General features: G+C 42.0%; 11 protein-coding genes. 5 read left to right on the forward strand and 6 right to left on the reverse strand.

Annotated features, from left to right (window positions below; all coding sequences use genetic code 11):
* Positions 1 to 8 precede the first annotated feature (8 nt).
* Positions 9 to 1,679 (reverse strand): glutamine--tRNA ligase/YqeY domain fusion protein, encoded by a 1,671-nt coding sequence (locus E2P86_RS17185; RefSeq protein WP_085473620.1) that lies wholly within the window; start codon positions 1,677 to 1,679, stop codon positions 9 to 11.
* Positions 1,680 to 1,946: 267 nt separating this feature from the next.
* Between E2P86_RS17185 and lipB the strand changes: the two genes are divergently transcribed.
* Positions 1,947 to 2,642, forward strand: a complete 696-nt coding sequence (gene lipB / locus E2P86_RS17190; protein WP_085473619.1) for a lipoyl(octanoyl) transferase LipB — start codon at positions 1,947 to 1,949, stop codon at positions 2,640 to 2,642.
* Positions 2,643 to 2,681: 39 nt separating this feature from the next.
* Here lipB and E2P86_RS17195 read toward each other — a convergent pair whose 3' ends face one another.
* The 3 genes from E2P86_RS17195 to E2P86_RS17205 all read right to left on the reverse strand — a co-directional run bounded on the left by E2P86_RS17195 (position 2,682) and on the right by E2P86_RS17205 (position 8,790).
* Entirely contained in the window at positions 2,682 to 4,112 is a 1,431-nt protein-coding gene (locus E2P86_RS17195) for a PepSY-associated TM helix domain-containing protein (protein ID WP_085473618.1), read from the reverse strand.
* A gap of 101 nt (positions 4,113 to 4,213) precedes the next feature.
* A complete protein-coding gene (locus E2P86_RS17200) occupies positions 4,214 to 5,725 on the reverse strand; it encodes a SusD/RagB family nutrient-binding outer membrane lipoprotein (protein ID WP_134433849.1) in 1,512 nt (503 codons plus the stop codon).
* 11 nt (positions 5,726 to 5,736) lie between these two features.
* Entirely contained in the window at positions 5,737 to 8,790 is a 3,054-nt protein-coding gene (locus E2P86_RS17205; RefSeq protein WP_134433850.1) for a SusC/RagA family TonB-linked outer membrane protein, read from the reverse strand.
* 252 nt (positions 8,791 to 9,042) lie between these two features.
* Here E2P86_RS17205 and E2P86_RS17210 point away from each other — a divergent pair, with 252 nt between their 5' ends.
* Positions 9,043 to 9,936 carry a helix-turn-helix transcriptional regulator gene (locus tag E2P86_RS17210; protein ID WP_134433851.1) on the forward strand — a complete coding sequence of 298 codons (894 nt, stop codon included), beginning with the start codon at positions 9,043 to 9,045 and terminating at the stop codon, positions 9,934 to 9,936.
* 53 nt (positions 9,937 to 9,989) lie between these two features.
* Here the strand turns inward: E2P86_RS17210 and nagB are convergent, their stop codons facing one another.
* Positions 9,990 to 11,915, reverse strand: a complete 1,926-nt coding sequence (nagB, locus tag E2P86_RS17215) for a glucosamine-6-phosphate deaminase (RefSeq protein WP_085473614.1) — start codon at positions 11,913 to 11,915, stop codon at positions 9,990 to 9,992.
* Between the two features lie 420 nt (positions 11,916 to 12,335).
* Here nagB and E2P86_RS17220 point away from each other — a divergent pair, with 420 nt between their 5' ends.
* Positions 12,336 to 13,010, forward strand: a complete 675-nt coding sequence (locus E2P86_RS17220) for a TlpA family protein disulfide reductase (RefSeq protein ID WP_134433852.1) — start codon at positions 12,336 to 12,338, stop codon at positions 13,008 to 13,010.
* 151 nt (positions 13,011 to 13,161) lie between these two features.
* Here E2P86_RS17220 and radA read toward each other — a convergent pair whose 3' ends face one another.
* Entirely contained in the window at positions 13,162 to 14,547 is a 1,386-nt protein-coding gene (radA, locus tag E2P86_RS17225) for a DNA repair protein RadA (protein ID WP_134433853.1), read from the reverse strand.
* Between the two features lie 69 nt (positions 14,548 to 14,616).
* On the opposite strand from radA, the gene E2P86_RS17230 reads away from it, so the two are divergent.
* Entirely contained in the window at positions 14,617 to 15,135 is a 519-nt protein-coding gene (locus tag E2P86_RS17230; RefSeq protein ID WP_085473611.1) for an RNA polymerase sigma factor, read from the forward strand.
* Positions 15,123 to 15,740 (forward strand): hypothetical protein, encoded by a 618-nt coding sequence (locus tag E2P86_RS17235; RefSeq protein WP_134433854.1) that lies wholly within the window; start codon positions 15,123 to 15,125, stop codon positions 15,738 to 15,740. Before E2P86_RS17230 ends, E2P86_RS17235 begins: the two co-directional genes overlap by 13 nt.
* Positions 15,741 to 15,760 lie beyond the last annotated feature (20 nt).

The following is a 15,760-nucleotide window of genomic DNA, read 5'->3' on the forward strand; positions in this document are numbered from 1 at the left end:
GCTATAAATTAGCCTTTCTTAACTTCTTTAGCCCATGAGTCTTTCAAAGTCACTGTTCGGTTGAAAACAACATGTTCTGGCGTGGATTTCGTATCCAAGGTAAAATAGCCTAAGCGAATAAACTGATAACCTTTACCCGGTACGGCATGAATTAAATCAGGCTCCACATACGCTTTCTCAATGATTTGTAAGCTATCATTGTTGATTGACGCTTTAAAATCTTCGGCTGCCGCTGGATTTTCATCGTGGAACAAGCGATCGTATTGGCGCACTTCAGCTTCCTTCGCATGCGCGACCGAAACCCAGTGGATTGTTCCTTTAACTTTAAGTCCTGAAGTATCTTCACCCGACTTTGAATTTGGCACATATGTACAATGTACTTCTGTCACCTGACCATGCTCATCTTTCACGAAGTCATGACACGTCACGATATAGCCATGCTTTAATCGCACAGATAAGCCCGGACCTAAACGGAAAAATTTCTTCGGTGCATCTTCCATAAAGTCATCACGCTCAATCCACAGCTCCTTCGAGAATGGAATAACACGCGTTCCCTCACCCCCTTCAACTTCAGGATTATTTTCCCCGATCAGCTCCTCCACTTGTCCTTCAGGATAGTTCGTGATGACAAGTTTAATCGGATCCAAGACTGCCATTCTTCGCCAAGCTGTTTGGTTTAAATCCTCACGAATACAGAACTCCAACAAACTCATGTCAATCATGTTTTCGCGTTTCTGCACACCAATACGGTCACAGAAATTACGAATAGACGCCGGAGTATAACCACGACGACGTAAACCCGAAATAGTCGGCATCCGCGGATCATCCCAACTTTCAACAAAGCCTTCATTCACCAATTGCAGCAGCTTGCGTTTACTCATCACCGTATATGTCATGTTTAACCGCGCAAACTCATATTGCTTTGACGGGAATATTTCCAATTTATCAATACACCAATCGTATAATGGACGGTGGGGTATGAACTCCAAGGTACAGATAGAGTGCGTAATTTTCTCAATGGAATCCGATTGCCCATGTGCAAAATCATACATCGGATAGATGCACCACTTATCACCTGTGCGGTGGTGATGTGCATGTTTTATACGATACAATAATGGGTCGCGCAAGTGCATATTCGGGCTGGCCAAATCAATCTTTGCCCGTAAAACCTTTTCTCCATCGTTATACTTCCCGTTACGCATCTCTTCGAACAACGTTAAATTTTCTTCGATAGAGCGGCTCCGATAAGGGGTTGGTACCCCGGGTTCTGTTGGCGTGCCTTTTGCCGCAGCGATTTCCTCGGCCGTGCTATCGTCAACATAAGCAAGTCCCTTTTTGATCAGCTCCACAGCGTATCCATAAAGCGTCTCAAAGTAGTCCGAAGTATAAAGCTCCTCCGCCCATTGAAAACCTAACCACTGGATATCCTGTTTAATACTTTCTACATACTCGGTATCTTCCGTCACCGGGTTTGTGTCATCAAAACGCAGGTTGGTCTTGCCGTTATACTTTAAGCCTAGCCCGAAGTTCAAGCAAATAGACTTGGCATGACCAATGTGGAGATAACCATTTGGCTCTGGCGGAAAACGCGTTAAAACACGGCCGTCATGCTTCCCGGATTGAATATCGCTTTCGATAATCTCCTCAATAAAGTTCAGTGATTTTTCTTCATTTAACATCTTACAAAGTTAATTAATTAACGTGATATGTGTCACGCCCCCGTAGAAAATTAATCACGTGCTTCCGTTCGAGTGGAAATCATTAAATTTGTATTGTTTTTGCGCTAGAGCGGAAAGGCTGGAGTAAAAGCTTACCTCTAACAGCCCAGCAAATCGTCCGTCGCACTACAGGAAAGGAAACGACCTGAAGAATGGCGATCTGAACAGGCATAATAGCCCAAAAATAGAGACATAAGATATTGTGTCTTCAACAAAGAAGAAGAGATCATGCAAAATAAAAAGGTTCAATTTATAGACTGGGGATTGGTTGACTACCAAGACGCCTGGAATCGGCAAGAAGATATCTTTGCGAAAACCCTAGCGTTAAAGCAAGAAAACAGAACCCTCGATCAGCAAAACCCCACACCGAACTATCTTATCTTCACGGAACACCCACATGTGTACACATTGGGGAAAAGCGGCCATGAAGAATATTTATTATTAGATGAAGAGGGGCTCAAAGAAAAAGAAGCCACCTTCTATAAAATCAATCGCGGAGGCGACATCACCTACCACGGTCCTGGCCAGATTGTAGGTTATCCAATCTTAGATCTCGACAATTTTTTTACGGATATCCACCTCTACCTACGTACCTTGGAAGAAGCTATCATTCGGGTTTGTGCAGACTATGGCATTGCTGCGGGCCGTTACGATGGTTATACAGGTGTTTGGATTGACGCCGACAAAGAAAACGCACGTAAAATCTGCGCTATGGGTGTTCGCGCATCACGCTGGGTAACCATGCATGGATTCGCCTTTAATGTCAACGCCAACTTGGCGTATTTCGGCAATATTATCCCTTGTGGAATTGAAGATAAAGCGGTAACCTCGCTAGAAAAGGAGCTTGGTCAAAAGTTAGATCTGGACGAAGTGAAAGATAAAGTAAAACGACATATCGCCGACTTATTCGGCATGGAGATATAGTAAAAAAAGGTCCTGCAATTAATACTGCAGGACCTTTTTTTATGCGCGAGAAACTTTTCCTCTTTTCGGCTTCTTTTTCATTTTATTGACCCAAATCAAAACGCCTGTTACAGGCAGTGAAGTGGCAACAAGACAACTGATAAAATAAAGAAGTTTAGTAAAAGGTCCATAGACATCCCCAATATGTAATGCTTTGACCGAAGCCCCAATGCGATTACGTAAGCTTTTCTCTGTAAAAATATCTTTCTCGAGAATGGCACCCGAATACTGATCCAAGACCAGCTTATCTCCAGCCGATGGCGCAAAGAAGCCCACCTTATTTTTTGTTACCGTCAATGTTCCGGTGCTATCTTTCGCAAAGTTGATCGTCACATCGCCTTTATATGGCAGAATTTTATTCACCACAGCGAGGGTCTCTTCCACATTCATTGCCGTTTTACCAAGAATGACCTGTGATTCCGGCTTTGCTTTTTCTTCTTTTCCTTCACTTGGTTTTTGATATGTTCCCCATGTTTTCTGCCAGCCCTCACGATACCAGTCAAACGACCAGAAAGGCCCCGTAACAGACATCAAGAACAAAAAAATCCAGGTATACAGACCCAATGTATTATGGAGATCATGATTGATGCGCTTCCAATTTGCAGACCACTTTACAGTTAAGCCGTTTTTCCAAGCACGCATTTTCTGTGGAAACCAAATAACCAAACCACTTAACACACCCACCAGAAACAGTAACGTCGCGGAGCCAGTGATCCAGGAGCCTAGTTTACGATTTTCTACGCCTTCAAAAATTGGCTCTTCAATTTCATTTAACAACAACCAGCGATGCAAACCAAACATTACTTGCATAAAAGACGCCGTTTTGTTCTTCTCCTCGGAAGCATCACCGATGGCGACACCTGTATATGGATTAACCATCATTTGATTTGAACGACGACGCCCGCCGCCGCCTTGTGGACCTCCACCCTGCGCTTTCCCTACAGATTCCCCTTTCTTACCGGCTCCTTTTGTCGCACCATCTTGCTCGTTAGCTGGCTTCGTAGCACCTTCCTCCGGACCACGCTTTTCTTTTTCAACAGGAACCACATCGCGTTTCATCAATGTATTTCCTTCTTTCACCCCTTCTCCCTTATCTTTCGCTCCATCAGGTTTCCCTCCTTTATCTTTCTCCGGCTTATTGAAAAGAACCGCAACCGTAGCATCTGCAGCAGCGGGAATCTTTATTCCTACAACTTTACCTTTTATATGGGGTTCTGTTTTTTCAAGCAGCACGTCTGCCGGTAAGCGGTCGCCTTTATCTGCTACTTTATAATAAGAAGACAATGACGCTTCTCGAATTTCAGTATTGTACACATAAATGGTACCGGTTAAACAGACTACAAAAACAACAAGGCCTGATATAAGGCCGCCCCATAAATGGATATCGTTAAAAAATTTCCGAACCTTCGGCCACGTTCCGCTTTGTGCCATGCAATTGTTATTTAGTTTAAATCAAAGATAGTTAATTCGTTTTATACCATAAATGAGCTGTAAAGCTTAACACCCTACAGCTCATTTTTTATTCTCTTTTTCTACTTCACATCCCACCAAACACGAGCCGTCAACACGCCGTTATCCCCTTCCTTCTGCACATTCGCACTGTTGGTATTCATTTCTGTTTCCGGATACATAAAGCGCAGTGGATAAATATCCGGGCTCGTTGCTGTTGCCGAATTTGGGAAATACGGATACCCCAATCGTCTGAAGTCATGCCAAGCACGGATATTATTAATACCTGTTAATGCCAACCACTTTTGCGTAACAATACGTTCAATCTTATTCGTTGCTACCTCAAGCTTCACCTTGTCCTGCCCGATATAAGCAGAGATGTCATAATTAGTGACATTGAACAAATAGTTAAATGAGGCCTGGATTGCATTTTTATAATGCGTTTCTGCGGTTCCATCCACCCAACCACGGGCAGCAGCCTCCGCAAGCATAAAATGCGCTTCCGCTAAGGAAATAATAACTGTTGCCTGATTAAATGCTTTCACAAACCCAGCAGGTTTATTTCCGTTTTCTGTCGGGCCTTTAAAAGCAGAGGTATTGACGGCTGCATACGCATCGCTAATCGTATTTTCTCCGAATAACACTCCTTTGAAATCACCCTTTACTTCCACAAAATTTTGCGCCAAACGCGGGTCATTGTACTCTTTATATTTTGCAATTAAATGCTGTGTAGGACGAATATTCGTATGATTTGCCACCGCAACACCCGCATTATTTCTATAATATGTTTCATAAAACGGATTCATCTTCGCCGCGGTGTTTAAGTAACCCGGATTCACTGCCGCATCCTCTGTAATAAAACCAGAACCCTCCGCTTTTATTTTACTGATTTCCTGCGCGATATACGCTGCTTGACCGGGCACCTCAGATTGAGCGAGCAAAGCCCGAAGTTTCAATGTGTTGGCAAAGCGTGTCCACTTCACCTTATCCCCTTTAAATAGCACATCATCATTGGTTGGCAACAATGAAGCAACTTTAATCGCCTCAATTCCTTCATTGATTAGGTTAATCGATTTCTCATAAACGACCTTACCAGGCTCATATTTGGGGTGCAGAACCACAGAACCATGCAACGCATCATCAAAAGGAACATTATTATAAAAGTCAACCAATGTAAAATAATGGTACGCCATCATAATCTTGGCAATACCGATATAGAAGCGTGCATCTTCAGCAACCGCTTGATCTAAAATCTTATTGTAGTAAAGCAGATTGTTGTAGTTGGACTCCCATAATTGGATACCATCCCGCGTATCCCGGATACCTGGACCATTGTACATCTTCAGTATAGAAAAAGCATTAATCCCTTCGTTTGATGTCCCCCAATAACCTCCCCACAGACCACCAATCTGATTCAACATAGTCGCCTCATAATTGGCCGAAACAACCAACGCTGCAGGCAATTTCGCATTTAATTCTAACGTTTCTTCAACCGGTGAGTTCGGGTCAACGTTAACATCAAAGAAATCATCACACGACACGGTAGTGCACGCTAACAAGGCCAATAAACTTATCTTATATAGTGTTTTTATCATTTCCGTAATCTTTAAAAAATCATGTTAATATTAAAACCGATAGATCGTGACGTTGGAATCTGTCTAAAGCTGGCATAGCCATCCGTTTGGTTATAAAGTGCTTCCGGATCCCCAATCTCGTTCGACGAATGTCGAATGATAAATAGGTTATTCGCCACCACCCCAACACTTGCTTTCTTTAGGAAATTTTGCTTCGCTAAGAATTTTGCGGGTAATGTATATCCAACGTAAAGCTCACGTAATTTCAAAAAGTCAGCTTTCGCCGCTGTAATTGTCTGAACATTACTATATTTTGTCCACCAGTCTTTATCGCCCTTCGAGTAGACACTTGTATTTTCAACGATAGAACCATCGTCTAACTTCACCATGGAGTTCGGCAGAATAAATGGTTCACGGCCATATTTCACCGTCTCCGGATGCGTTCCAGCCGCATACATCCGTGGTACCACCTCAGAGTACATCCAGCTTCCCAGACGCGAGTCTATTTGTAGTCCAATGCTAAAAGCTTTGTATCGGAAATTGGTGTTAAAACCAAACATATAAGGAGGCACCATAGTACCCAGTAATTGTTCTTTCTCATCCAACAGGACATTACCATTTTTGTCCAGCACAATTTGTCCATTGTGACGCAAAAAGTCGCTCATCTGCAACGTTGGGTAAGGCTCTCCTTTAATCGCATATGCCTGGCGGAAAATCTGGAAACTATCACCCGCGTAAAGGTCTTTCGCCTGTGTATGGGTATAGGTAAAATTCACCCCAAAACTCAACTCCACGTCCGGTTTACGAATAGCCGTACCGTTCAGCATCACTTCTAATGTTTGATTTACCAGACGACCGGCATTAACAAGCGTCGCATTGTATCCCGTAGCGCGCGACATACCAGCCGTAAAAATCTGTCCATCAGAATCAGAATAAGCATAAGCAATGTCAGCATTTAAGCGACTATTTAAGAAGCTTAATTGTGTCCCAACTTCATAAGAAGTGACAAATTCAGGCTTCAACAGTCGATTGGCTTCCGTTAGGTTTGGTAGAAATCCAAATAATCCACCATACGGAAAGCCATTCGTCTGGCTATACGTCAAGTTTAGACTATATGGATCTAGCGTCACATTCCCGGTGCGGTTATAGGATGCATAAATACGCCCATAGTTAAGAATATTTGAGTCTTTCAAGGATGCAATCGCGTCGGTAAATACGAAAGACGTGCTTACGCCGGGTGTAAAATAGGTGTTGTTCTGTGGATCTAGTGTGGAAACCTTATCGCTACGTCCTACCAAAGTCAAAAACAAATAATTGCGATATCCCACTGTAAATTCACCATAGCCCGACATAGAACGATATTTTGTAATTTTAGCAGTACCGCTTAATTCACCCGTCCGGGACCCGGGATTAAAGATATCCTCTAGCAGGAGGTTATTTGCGCCGATACCAATGTCTTTGCGGTTATCCATGCGGATATTATACCCCAATAATAGTTTGGTCGAGAAATCTCCGAACTCCTTACGAAAGTTCAAAATTAAGTCATTGTTCAATCGACTAAATGTCCCGCCCGTATCATTGACAGTTCCATTGATATTTCGTGTAGAAATATTGGAAACAAGCTTCTTGTTGGTAACACGGCCATCCTGTGTTTGCAGGTAATAACCCGTTCTATTTGTCGCCGAAAACCAATCTGCGAAATCATACGTAAACTCTACCTTCGAATTTAACGTATGCTGATCGTATGTATTTCTATTATTATCCGCCATAAAGATCGGATTCCGTGTCTGTGCCGTTGGTGTATACCAGTTCAACGGGTGGTTTGGTGAAGTCGGGTCTTCCCAATTACGGGCTTCTTTATAATCGATGTTAGCAGGTTGTGTATATACAGACAACCAAGGGCCATCACTTGTGGTGTTATTCTTAAAGAATACATAGTTTACATTGTACGATGTGGTTAACTTATTAAAGCTACGTGAACCATTGAAACGAGCTCCCGTGCGGCTCGATTTATCCCCTGGAATAACGCCTTTAATGCGCACATCCTGTAGCGACATAAAATAAGTACTCTTCGCATCGCCGCCCGAGAATGACAAGTCATTTTGCATCGTAATTCCGGTATCGAAAAAACCTAACCGATTGTCTTTACTCGGCGCAGCATATACCTTTCTCGGCTGTACACCATTGATCGGCAATCCAAAGTCGCGTTCCGAACCATCAAATAGATCTCCCCAAGATTCATTGGCCACGGGGCTATACTTTCCGTTTTGTCCTTGACCATACAGCGTTTGAGCAGGTGGCAACAAATAGACATTCGCAAAAGTGGTACTATTCGAGAAATTAACTTCTCCCGCGTCAGAACGGCCTCCTTTAGTGGTCACCATAATTGCGCCATTCACCCCCTCCGAGCCATATAGAGCTGCTGCGTTCGCACCTTTTAAGACCGTAATCTCCGCAATATCATTCGGATTAATGCGGGTAATATCAGGCAATGGAACCCCATCAACTACATAAATTGGATCGTTCTTACCTCTATTTAAAGAACGCGTGCCGCGCATCCTGATTTGTATTCCGGGATCTGTCTTACCTGTCGTCAAATCTGTCGCGTTGATCCGTAATCCTGCCACTTTACTTGACAGCGCCAATAATGGATTTACAACCTTTCCCAGATTTAACGCCTCGTTGTCAACCGCCTGAGCTGAGGTACCCATCTCACGTGATGAACGACGAATTCCCAAGGCTCCCGTAACAACAATCTCTGAAAGCGCATTAATATTGCGTTCCAACTTAATAAGTAGATCCTTATTATCGAGACTTAAAGCAAGGCTACTCGCATGGTACCCGACCATACTCACACGCATGGTTTGACCCACATGGCCTTTCATCAAAAATCCACCTTGACTTCCAGTAACAGCGGAGCCTGAGCGTGGGTTTTCAACGATCGTAATAGACGCCCCTTCCAATGGAACGCCCGTTTCTTGATCTATCACTTTTCCTTTAACAACGATATGCTGTTGTCCAAAAGAAAGCCCTATTATACATATAAAACTAATGGAGAGAAAAATACGGTACAGTACAAACTTCATATATATTTAAGTGTTTTGAGATTAATAAATATTTAGAAATAGTCTAAATAACTATTGTTGGCAAAATTAGAATTAATCTAAACAAGAAGATGACGTGACTAGAAAAATATACTTAAGATTCGGAAATAATCCCTCTGGGAATATAATAATTGGCCAAGCATTTCATTCTAACCTTGCGCTATCTCCGGGCACTTGATGGAAATATCTAGAAAAATACCTAAGTTTGTAGAATTAGAATAAGTCTAAATAAAAATGCTTTTAGATACCCGTTTTACTTCTGCTCATTACAGTTTTCAACACCGTATTGTTCGTGGCGTGAATAATATGAGTTATTTAGCGGAGGAAGCACATTATCTGAACATAATTTTAGGAGAAGAGTCCAATGAGGTCACCTATTCAATAGATCAGCAAGATCACCTTCTAGAAAGAGGCTGTAATACCATTCATTATATAAATGCCGGAGAATCCATCGATCTCAACAGTGTAGATGAAGGGAACAGTTATATTATCATTCGCTTCTCACCGGATAATCTCCCGATCTTTCACGAAAAATATCAACAAGAAAAAACCAGGTTTATAGATGGATATATCACCAAAAGTGATCATCGTTTACGTCTTTTGTTTGACCAACTTTGCCTCCCTTTAGAACAAGATCATCTATATCAGTTACGACAGGAAGTCGTCTTGTTAGAAATTATTTTGCGCCAAGCAGAGGCTTTGGCCGTCGAAAACGAAAATCATCAGATCATTGCTTTAAAAAGTCATTATGACAAAATCATGTTGGCAAAACAAATCATCGAAGAGGATCTCTCCCAGAGTTATAGCATACCCGAACTCGCAAAGCTTGTGGGCACGAATGTGCAATATCTAAAGAAATACTTTAAAGAATATCTAGGAAAGACTGTAATGACCTACATTACGGAAAAGAAGATGGAATATGCCAAAGAGTTAATCCTGACAGGACAGTATCGTGTTTCCGATGTCGCGCGTATGACGGGTTACAAACATTCTACACATTTTACCACGGCATTTAAAAAGCATTTTGGTTTTATCCCAAATTCGTTGAAATATACATTTCTTATCCACCAGGGCATCAATGTGTTGGCAGAGTTTGAGACTATTATTCAACAAATACAGATTTTATAATAAAAAAGAAGGGTGCCAATTGGCACCCTTCTTTTTTATTATAAGCGAACTTATTACGCATCAAATTTCCAACGTACAAAAGCTTCGATTGCTTCGTAGTCTGCAAGGCCTAATCTGTGGTACAGGTCAGCCGTTTCACTTGTACGATCTTCAGCACGCACCCAGAATTCACGTGGATCATCTCCAGGGAAAACAGGAACATCTTTTTGCGACTGGTGTTTGAAAATCGCTAAACGCTTGCGCTTAACCTCTTGTGGCGAAAGTGGGATAGCCATCTCAATCTCGTGGATTGGATATTCATGCCATGCACCGCGGTATAACCATAACCAACAGTCTTTCGTCCATTCATCTGTTTTTGACAAACGCTTTAGTGCTTCAAAAAGAATATCGAAACATACTTTGTGCGTTCCATGTGGATCAGCGAAATCTCCGGCAGCAAATACTTGATGTGGTTTCACTTTACGTAAAAGTTCAATCGTTTGCTGGATATCATCTTCGTAGGAAACTTCTTTAGAAAATTTACCTCGGTCATAAAAAGGAAGATCTTGGAAGTGGATATTTTCATCTGGCAAACCTGTGAAACGTGCCCCGGCAATAGCCTCTCCTTTACGAATCAAAGCCTTGATCGTACGGATAATTTCAGGATCTACTTGGTTTGGTTGTTTCGTCTCAAAGAAAGCACGTGCATCATCATAGATTTTCTTGGTTACCCCTTGATCATCATCAATAGCTACAGCGAAATCTTGCACAAATTCTAAGTAACGTAATACATCATCATCCCATACTGCCGTATTTCCTGATGTTTGATACGCCACATGAACATTATGCCCTTGATCAGCTAAACGAATGAACGTACCTCCCATAGAGATAACATCGTCATCCGGATGCGGCGAGAACAACAATACATTTTTCTTCGCAGGTTCCGCTCTTTCTGGGCGGTTGGTATCATCTACCCCAGGCTTACCACCTGGCCATCCTGTGATCGTACGTTGCAGCTCATTAAAGATTTTAATATTGATATTATACGCAGGTCCTTTTTCAGTAACCAATTGCGCCATGCCGTTGTTATTGTAATCGTCATCTGTCAATTTCAAAATCGCTTTATTCAATTTCAAAGACAACCAAACAACAGCTTTCTTAATCAACGTATCGGTCCATGTCACCTCATGGGCTAACCATGGTAAATAAAAACGTGTCAATTGTGAAGCAGCATCCTCATCCAAAATAAATTCGACATGATCAGACAGCTGCAAGAAAGTTGCAGGAATCTCCGAAGAAATTTCGCCTTCAACCGCTTTTTTAACGATGTCAGCCTTCTTCTCATTCCATGCCATTAGGATAATCTCTTTCGCTTTGAAGATTGTACCTACCCCCATCGTAATCGCTTTTGTCGGTACATTTTCTTTCCCTCCAAAATCACGAGAAGCATCGCGACGAGTCAAGTCATCTAAGATAACCAAACGCGTTCCCGAATTTGGCGCTGAACCTGGCTCGTTAAAACCGATGTGCCCGGTACGACCAATACCTAAAAGCTGAATATCCAATCCACCAAGACTAGAAATTTTTTGCTCGTAAGCTTCACAGAAAGCAGCAATTTCGCTCTCCGCCAAAGTACCATCAGGGATATTAATGTTCTCTTTCGGAATATCGATATGGTCGAACAAATTTTTCTTCATGAAAGTCACGTAGCTCTGATCAGCATCCGGCTTCATTGGAAAATATTCATCCAAGTTGAACGTTACAACATTTTTAAAGCTTAGTCCCTCTTCTTTGTGCTGGCGCACGAGTTCCTTGTAGACTTTAACCGGGGTAGCTCCTGTCGCCAATCCCAATACTGCAGTCTCACCCTTTGCCTGTTTTTCTTTAATGATGGTAGCTATGCGATTAGCAACATCAACCGAGGCAACGTTTTGATTTGGATATACCTTAACCGGTACGCGCTCAAAACGTGTCTCCTCTAGTAAATTTAATCTTGCCATTTAGTAAGAAATATTAATAATGTTTACAACGTGAGTAACAAATTTAAAAATAAAACTAGTGTAAACCGAAAAAATCATGCGAAATCATGCAAAAAAATGCATATTTAACATTGCAATCGGTTGTGAACGTCTATTACACAGAGGATCAAAGCCTTTATTGAGGATATAACGACGTGGAATATTGAAATGTTTTTGTCATAATTCAAAAAAAATAATCTACCAAAACAATAGACTACACAACTTTCCTTTCTAATCTTTATATTTGATTATCCGCCGATGGTCATTCGAAAGGCGCAACACATACAAAAGGAATGAGCTGCATCCAACGATCAAAATGTATAAAGAGAACCTCCATATAGCGTATCTTTTAAACAGGCATTAAATTTTTAAAACATTACAAATACCCACGAAGAAAACATCATGAAAAAGATAATACTAACGGCCCTTTTAGCGCTTCCATTTTTCCTCTTTGCTCAAACGATTAGTAAGGAAGAACTAATAGCGCAGGTAAAAGCAAATCCAAAGGATGCCGAAACCTTAAAAATCATCCAAAAGGTAGGTGGTTACTATCCGGATTATAAAGAAATGAGAGACTTGTTCAATACGCTCGACAAGTCGGTTCGCAAATCTAAAGATGGGCAGTTATTTGACTACTACCTGAAACGGTTAGAAGGTGCTTCGGTTGGAAAGAAAGCGCCTGCCATTACACAACTTACCCCGGAGGGTGAACCTTTTTCATTAACGGACCTAAAAGGGAAATATGTCTTGGTTGATTTTTGGGCTTCTTGGTGCCCGCCATGCCGTGCAGAGAACCCAAACCTCGTAGCCACATACGCGGAATTTAAAGATAAAGGCTTTGAGATTTTAGGCGTTTCTTTTGACCGTAAATTAGAAGACTGGATCAAAGGGATTCAAGATGATAAGCTGACCTGGAAGCATGTATCTGACCTACAGGGTTGGGGGAATGCGGCAGGAACCTTGTACGGCGTTCGCGCTATTCCACAGAATATATTGGTCGACCGTGAAGGCGTTATTATTGCCCGCAATTTACACGGTGAAGATCTCAAGAAAAAATTACGCGAGCTGTTGCCGTAAATAAGGGGAGACACAAAACTTAGCTACGCTGAGCCCTTCGGGGTTTGTGTCTCTACTTTTGTTTTTCACAAAGATTTTCGTCCGCTAACTTCTTCAAAACTTAACCTCTAACTCCCTCACAACTTTACTCTCCCTAACCCTCTAACCCTCATCACCCAAACAAGGCGCTAAACAAATCTTCTAACTTTGCCATCGGACGGATAGCAATATTAAACTTTTTCGCGTCGAGCCCTTTGGTGTTATATTTGGAAATAAAGATCCCATCGAACCCAAGCTTCTCCGCCTCCGCAATTCGCTGTTCGATACGATTCACAGCACGAATTTCACCGGAAAGGCCCACCTCTCCCGCAAAGGAAACTTGTGGCGGCAATGGAATATCTTGTTGAGAGGAAATGATCGCCGCAACAACCGCCAAGTCAATCGCCGGATCTTCGACTCGAAGTCCGCCTGCGATATTCAAAAACACATCCTGTGCACTCAAACGAAAACCAAATCGTTTTTCCAACACCGCCAGCAACATGCTCAGCCGTTTGGTATCAAAACCGGTCGATGTACGTTGTGCATTTCCAAAAGCGGAAGTACTAACCAATGCCTGCACCTCAATCAGGAGGGGGCGTGCCCCTTCCAGCATCGCTGCAATAGCAACCCCACTAACAGGCTCTTCGCGCTGCGACAGCATAATTTCCGATGGATTGGATACCTCACGCAAACCGGCTCCCTGCATCTCATAAATACCCAACTCCGAAGAGGAACCAAATCTGTTTTTAACCGCCCTTAAAATCCGATATACATGATGACGGTCGCCTTCAAATTGTAAAACCGTATCGACCATATGCTCCAAAACTTTCGGTCCGGCAATCGAACCATCCTTCGTGATATGTCCCACAATGAAGACAGGTGTACTCGTTTCTTTCGCAAAGCGTAATAGCTCGGCAGTACACTCTCGCACCTGAGAAACAGACCCTGGCGCAGACTCTATCTGCGAGGAATGTAAGGTCTGAATGGAATCAATGACAACAATATCAGGCTGAACAACCTCTATCTGCTTAAAAATATTTTGTGTAGACGTCTCCGTCAGAATATAACAATTGGCTGTTGACTGTTGTGATAACCGTTCGGCACGCATCTTAATCTGCTGCTCACTTTCCTCTCCGGAAATATATAAGGTTTTTACTTTAGGGATACCAAGTGCCAATTGCAACATCAGGGTCGACTTTCCAATACCAGGCTCACCACCGATCAGCACCAATGACCCCGGAACGATTCCTCCGCCTAACACACGATTAAACTCGCGATCTGGCGTCGCTAACCTTTGCTCATCCTGATAAACAATCTCATTGATGATAGCTGCCCTATTCGCCTTCTTCCCGGCAACCTGCGTCGTGCTACTTCGCCATTCGGGAACCTTAGAGCTCCCTTTCTCCACCACTTCCTCCACGAAAGCGTTCCATTGTTTACAAGAAGGACATTGCCCCAACCATTTCGGTGATTCGTATCCGCAATGTTGACAAAAAAAAGAAGATTTAGACTTAGCCATCGAACGAAGTTAGTAAAAACATGCACAAAAAGTGTAACATCTTATGCCTATCTTCGACTTATAACCTATATGAACAAAGAACTAGAAATAGAATTTGTAACACTCCTCGAGCAGCATCAAAATATCCTACATAAGATATGTAAGCTATACACCGCGGATATGGATTCTCACAACGATCTATTTCAGGAGATGGTGATTCAATTATGGCGTGCCTATCCGAGCTTCAAGGGAGATGCGAAATTCTCCACTTGGGCTTACCGTGTTGCATTAAACACGGCAATCTCTTTATTTCGCACCAAAAAACGAAAGATTGAAATGGTTCCATGGGACAACCATATCTTAAATATCCGATGCGAAGATTATGACACACAGCAAGAAGAACAACTCCGTTTTCTCTATACTGCGGTGCGGCAACTCACCGATATCGAAAAAGCGTTGGTATATATGTATCTAGAGGACAAAGATTACGTGGAAATTGCCGAAACATTAGGAATTTCGGAAGTCAACGCCCGGGTTAAGATGAACCGTATCAAAACAAAACTGAAAAACATACTAAATAAGAAAGGAACAGCAGAATGGATGGGTTAGATTTATTAAAACAACACTGGAATACGGATGAGAATTTTCCAAAAGTCGATAAAGAATCATTACGTACTATGCTTCATAAGAGCTCCTCATCGTTGGTGAAATGGATCTTCATTATCAGTGTCATCGAGCTCTTTGTTGGAGTCGCATTGGGTTTCTTAATCAATATAGAAGAAATAAACGAAAAGCCTCTTTTACACCTCATAAATAACATCTATACCGTAGTGTTCTACATTATTGTAGGTTATTTTATCTTCCTCTTTTTCAGAAATTATAAGACAATCAAAAACACAAAGAATACAAAAAGTCTACTCCAGACCATTCTTAACACGAGGGAACAAGTAAACAAGTATATCAAATTTAATATATACTGTATTCTTTTTTCGATGTTTATTGTCTGCGTAGAGAAGATTTACAGTTATATCGAAGAACGGCACGGTTGGGGAGAAATTCTATTCTATAGTGTGACTTTCACCATTGCAAGTACATTGGTTTACCTACTCATGGTACGTATCGTAAAATATTATTACAAGATTCTGTATCGTCGTTTAATCAAAAAGCTGGATGTAAATTATGAGGAGTTGACGCGCTTAGAAATCGAAGCCTGATTAGATAGTAAGTATTGATA

The organism is Sphingobacterium psychroaquaticum, assembly GCF_004421025.1.
GTDB lineage: Bacteria > Bacteroidota > Bacteroidia > Sphingobacteriales > Sphingobacteriaceae > Sphingobacterium > Sphingobacterium psychroaquaticum.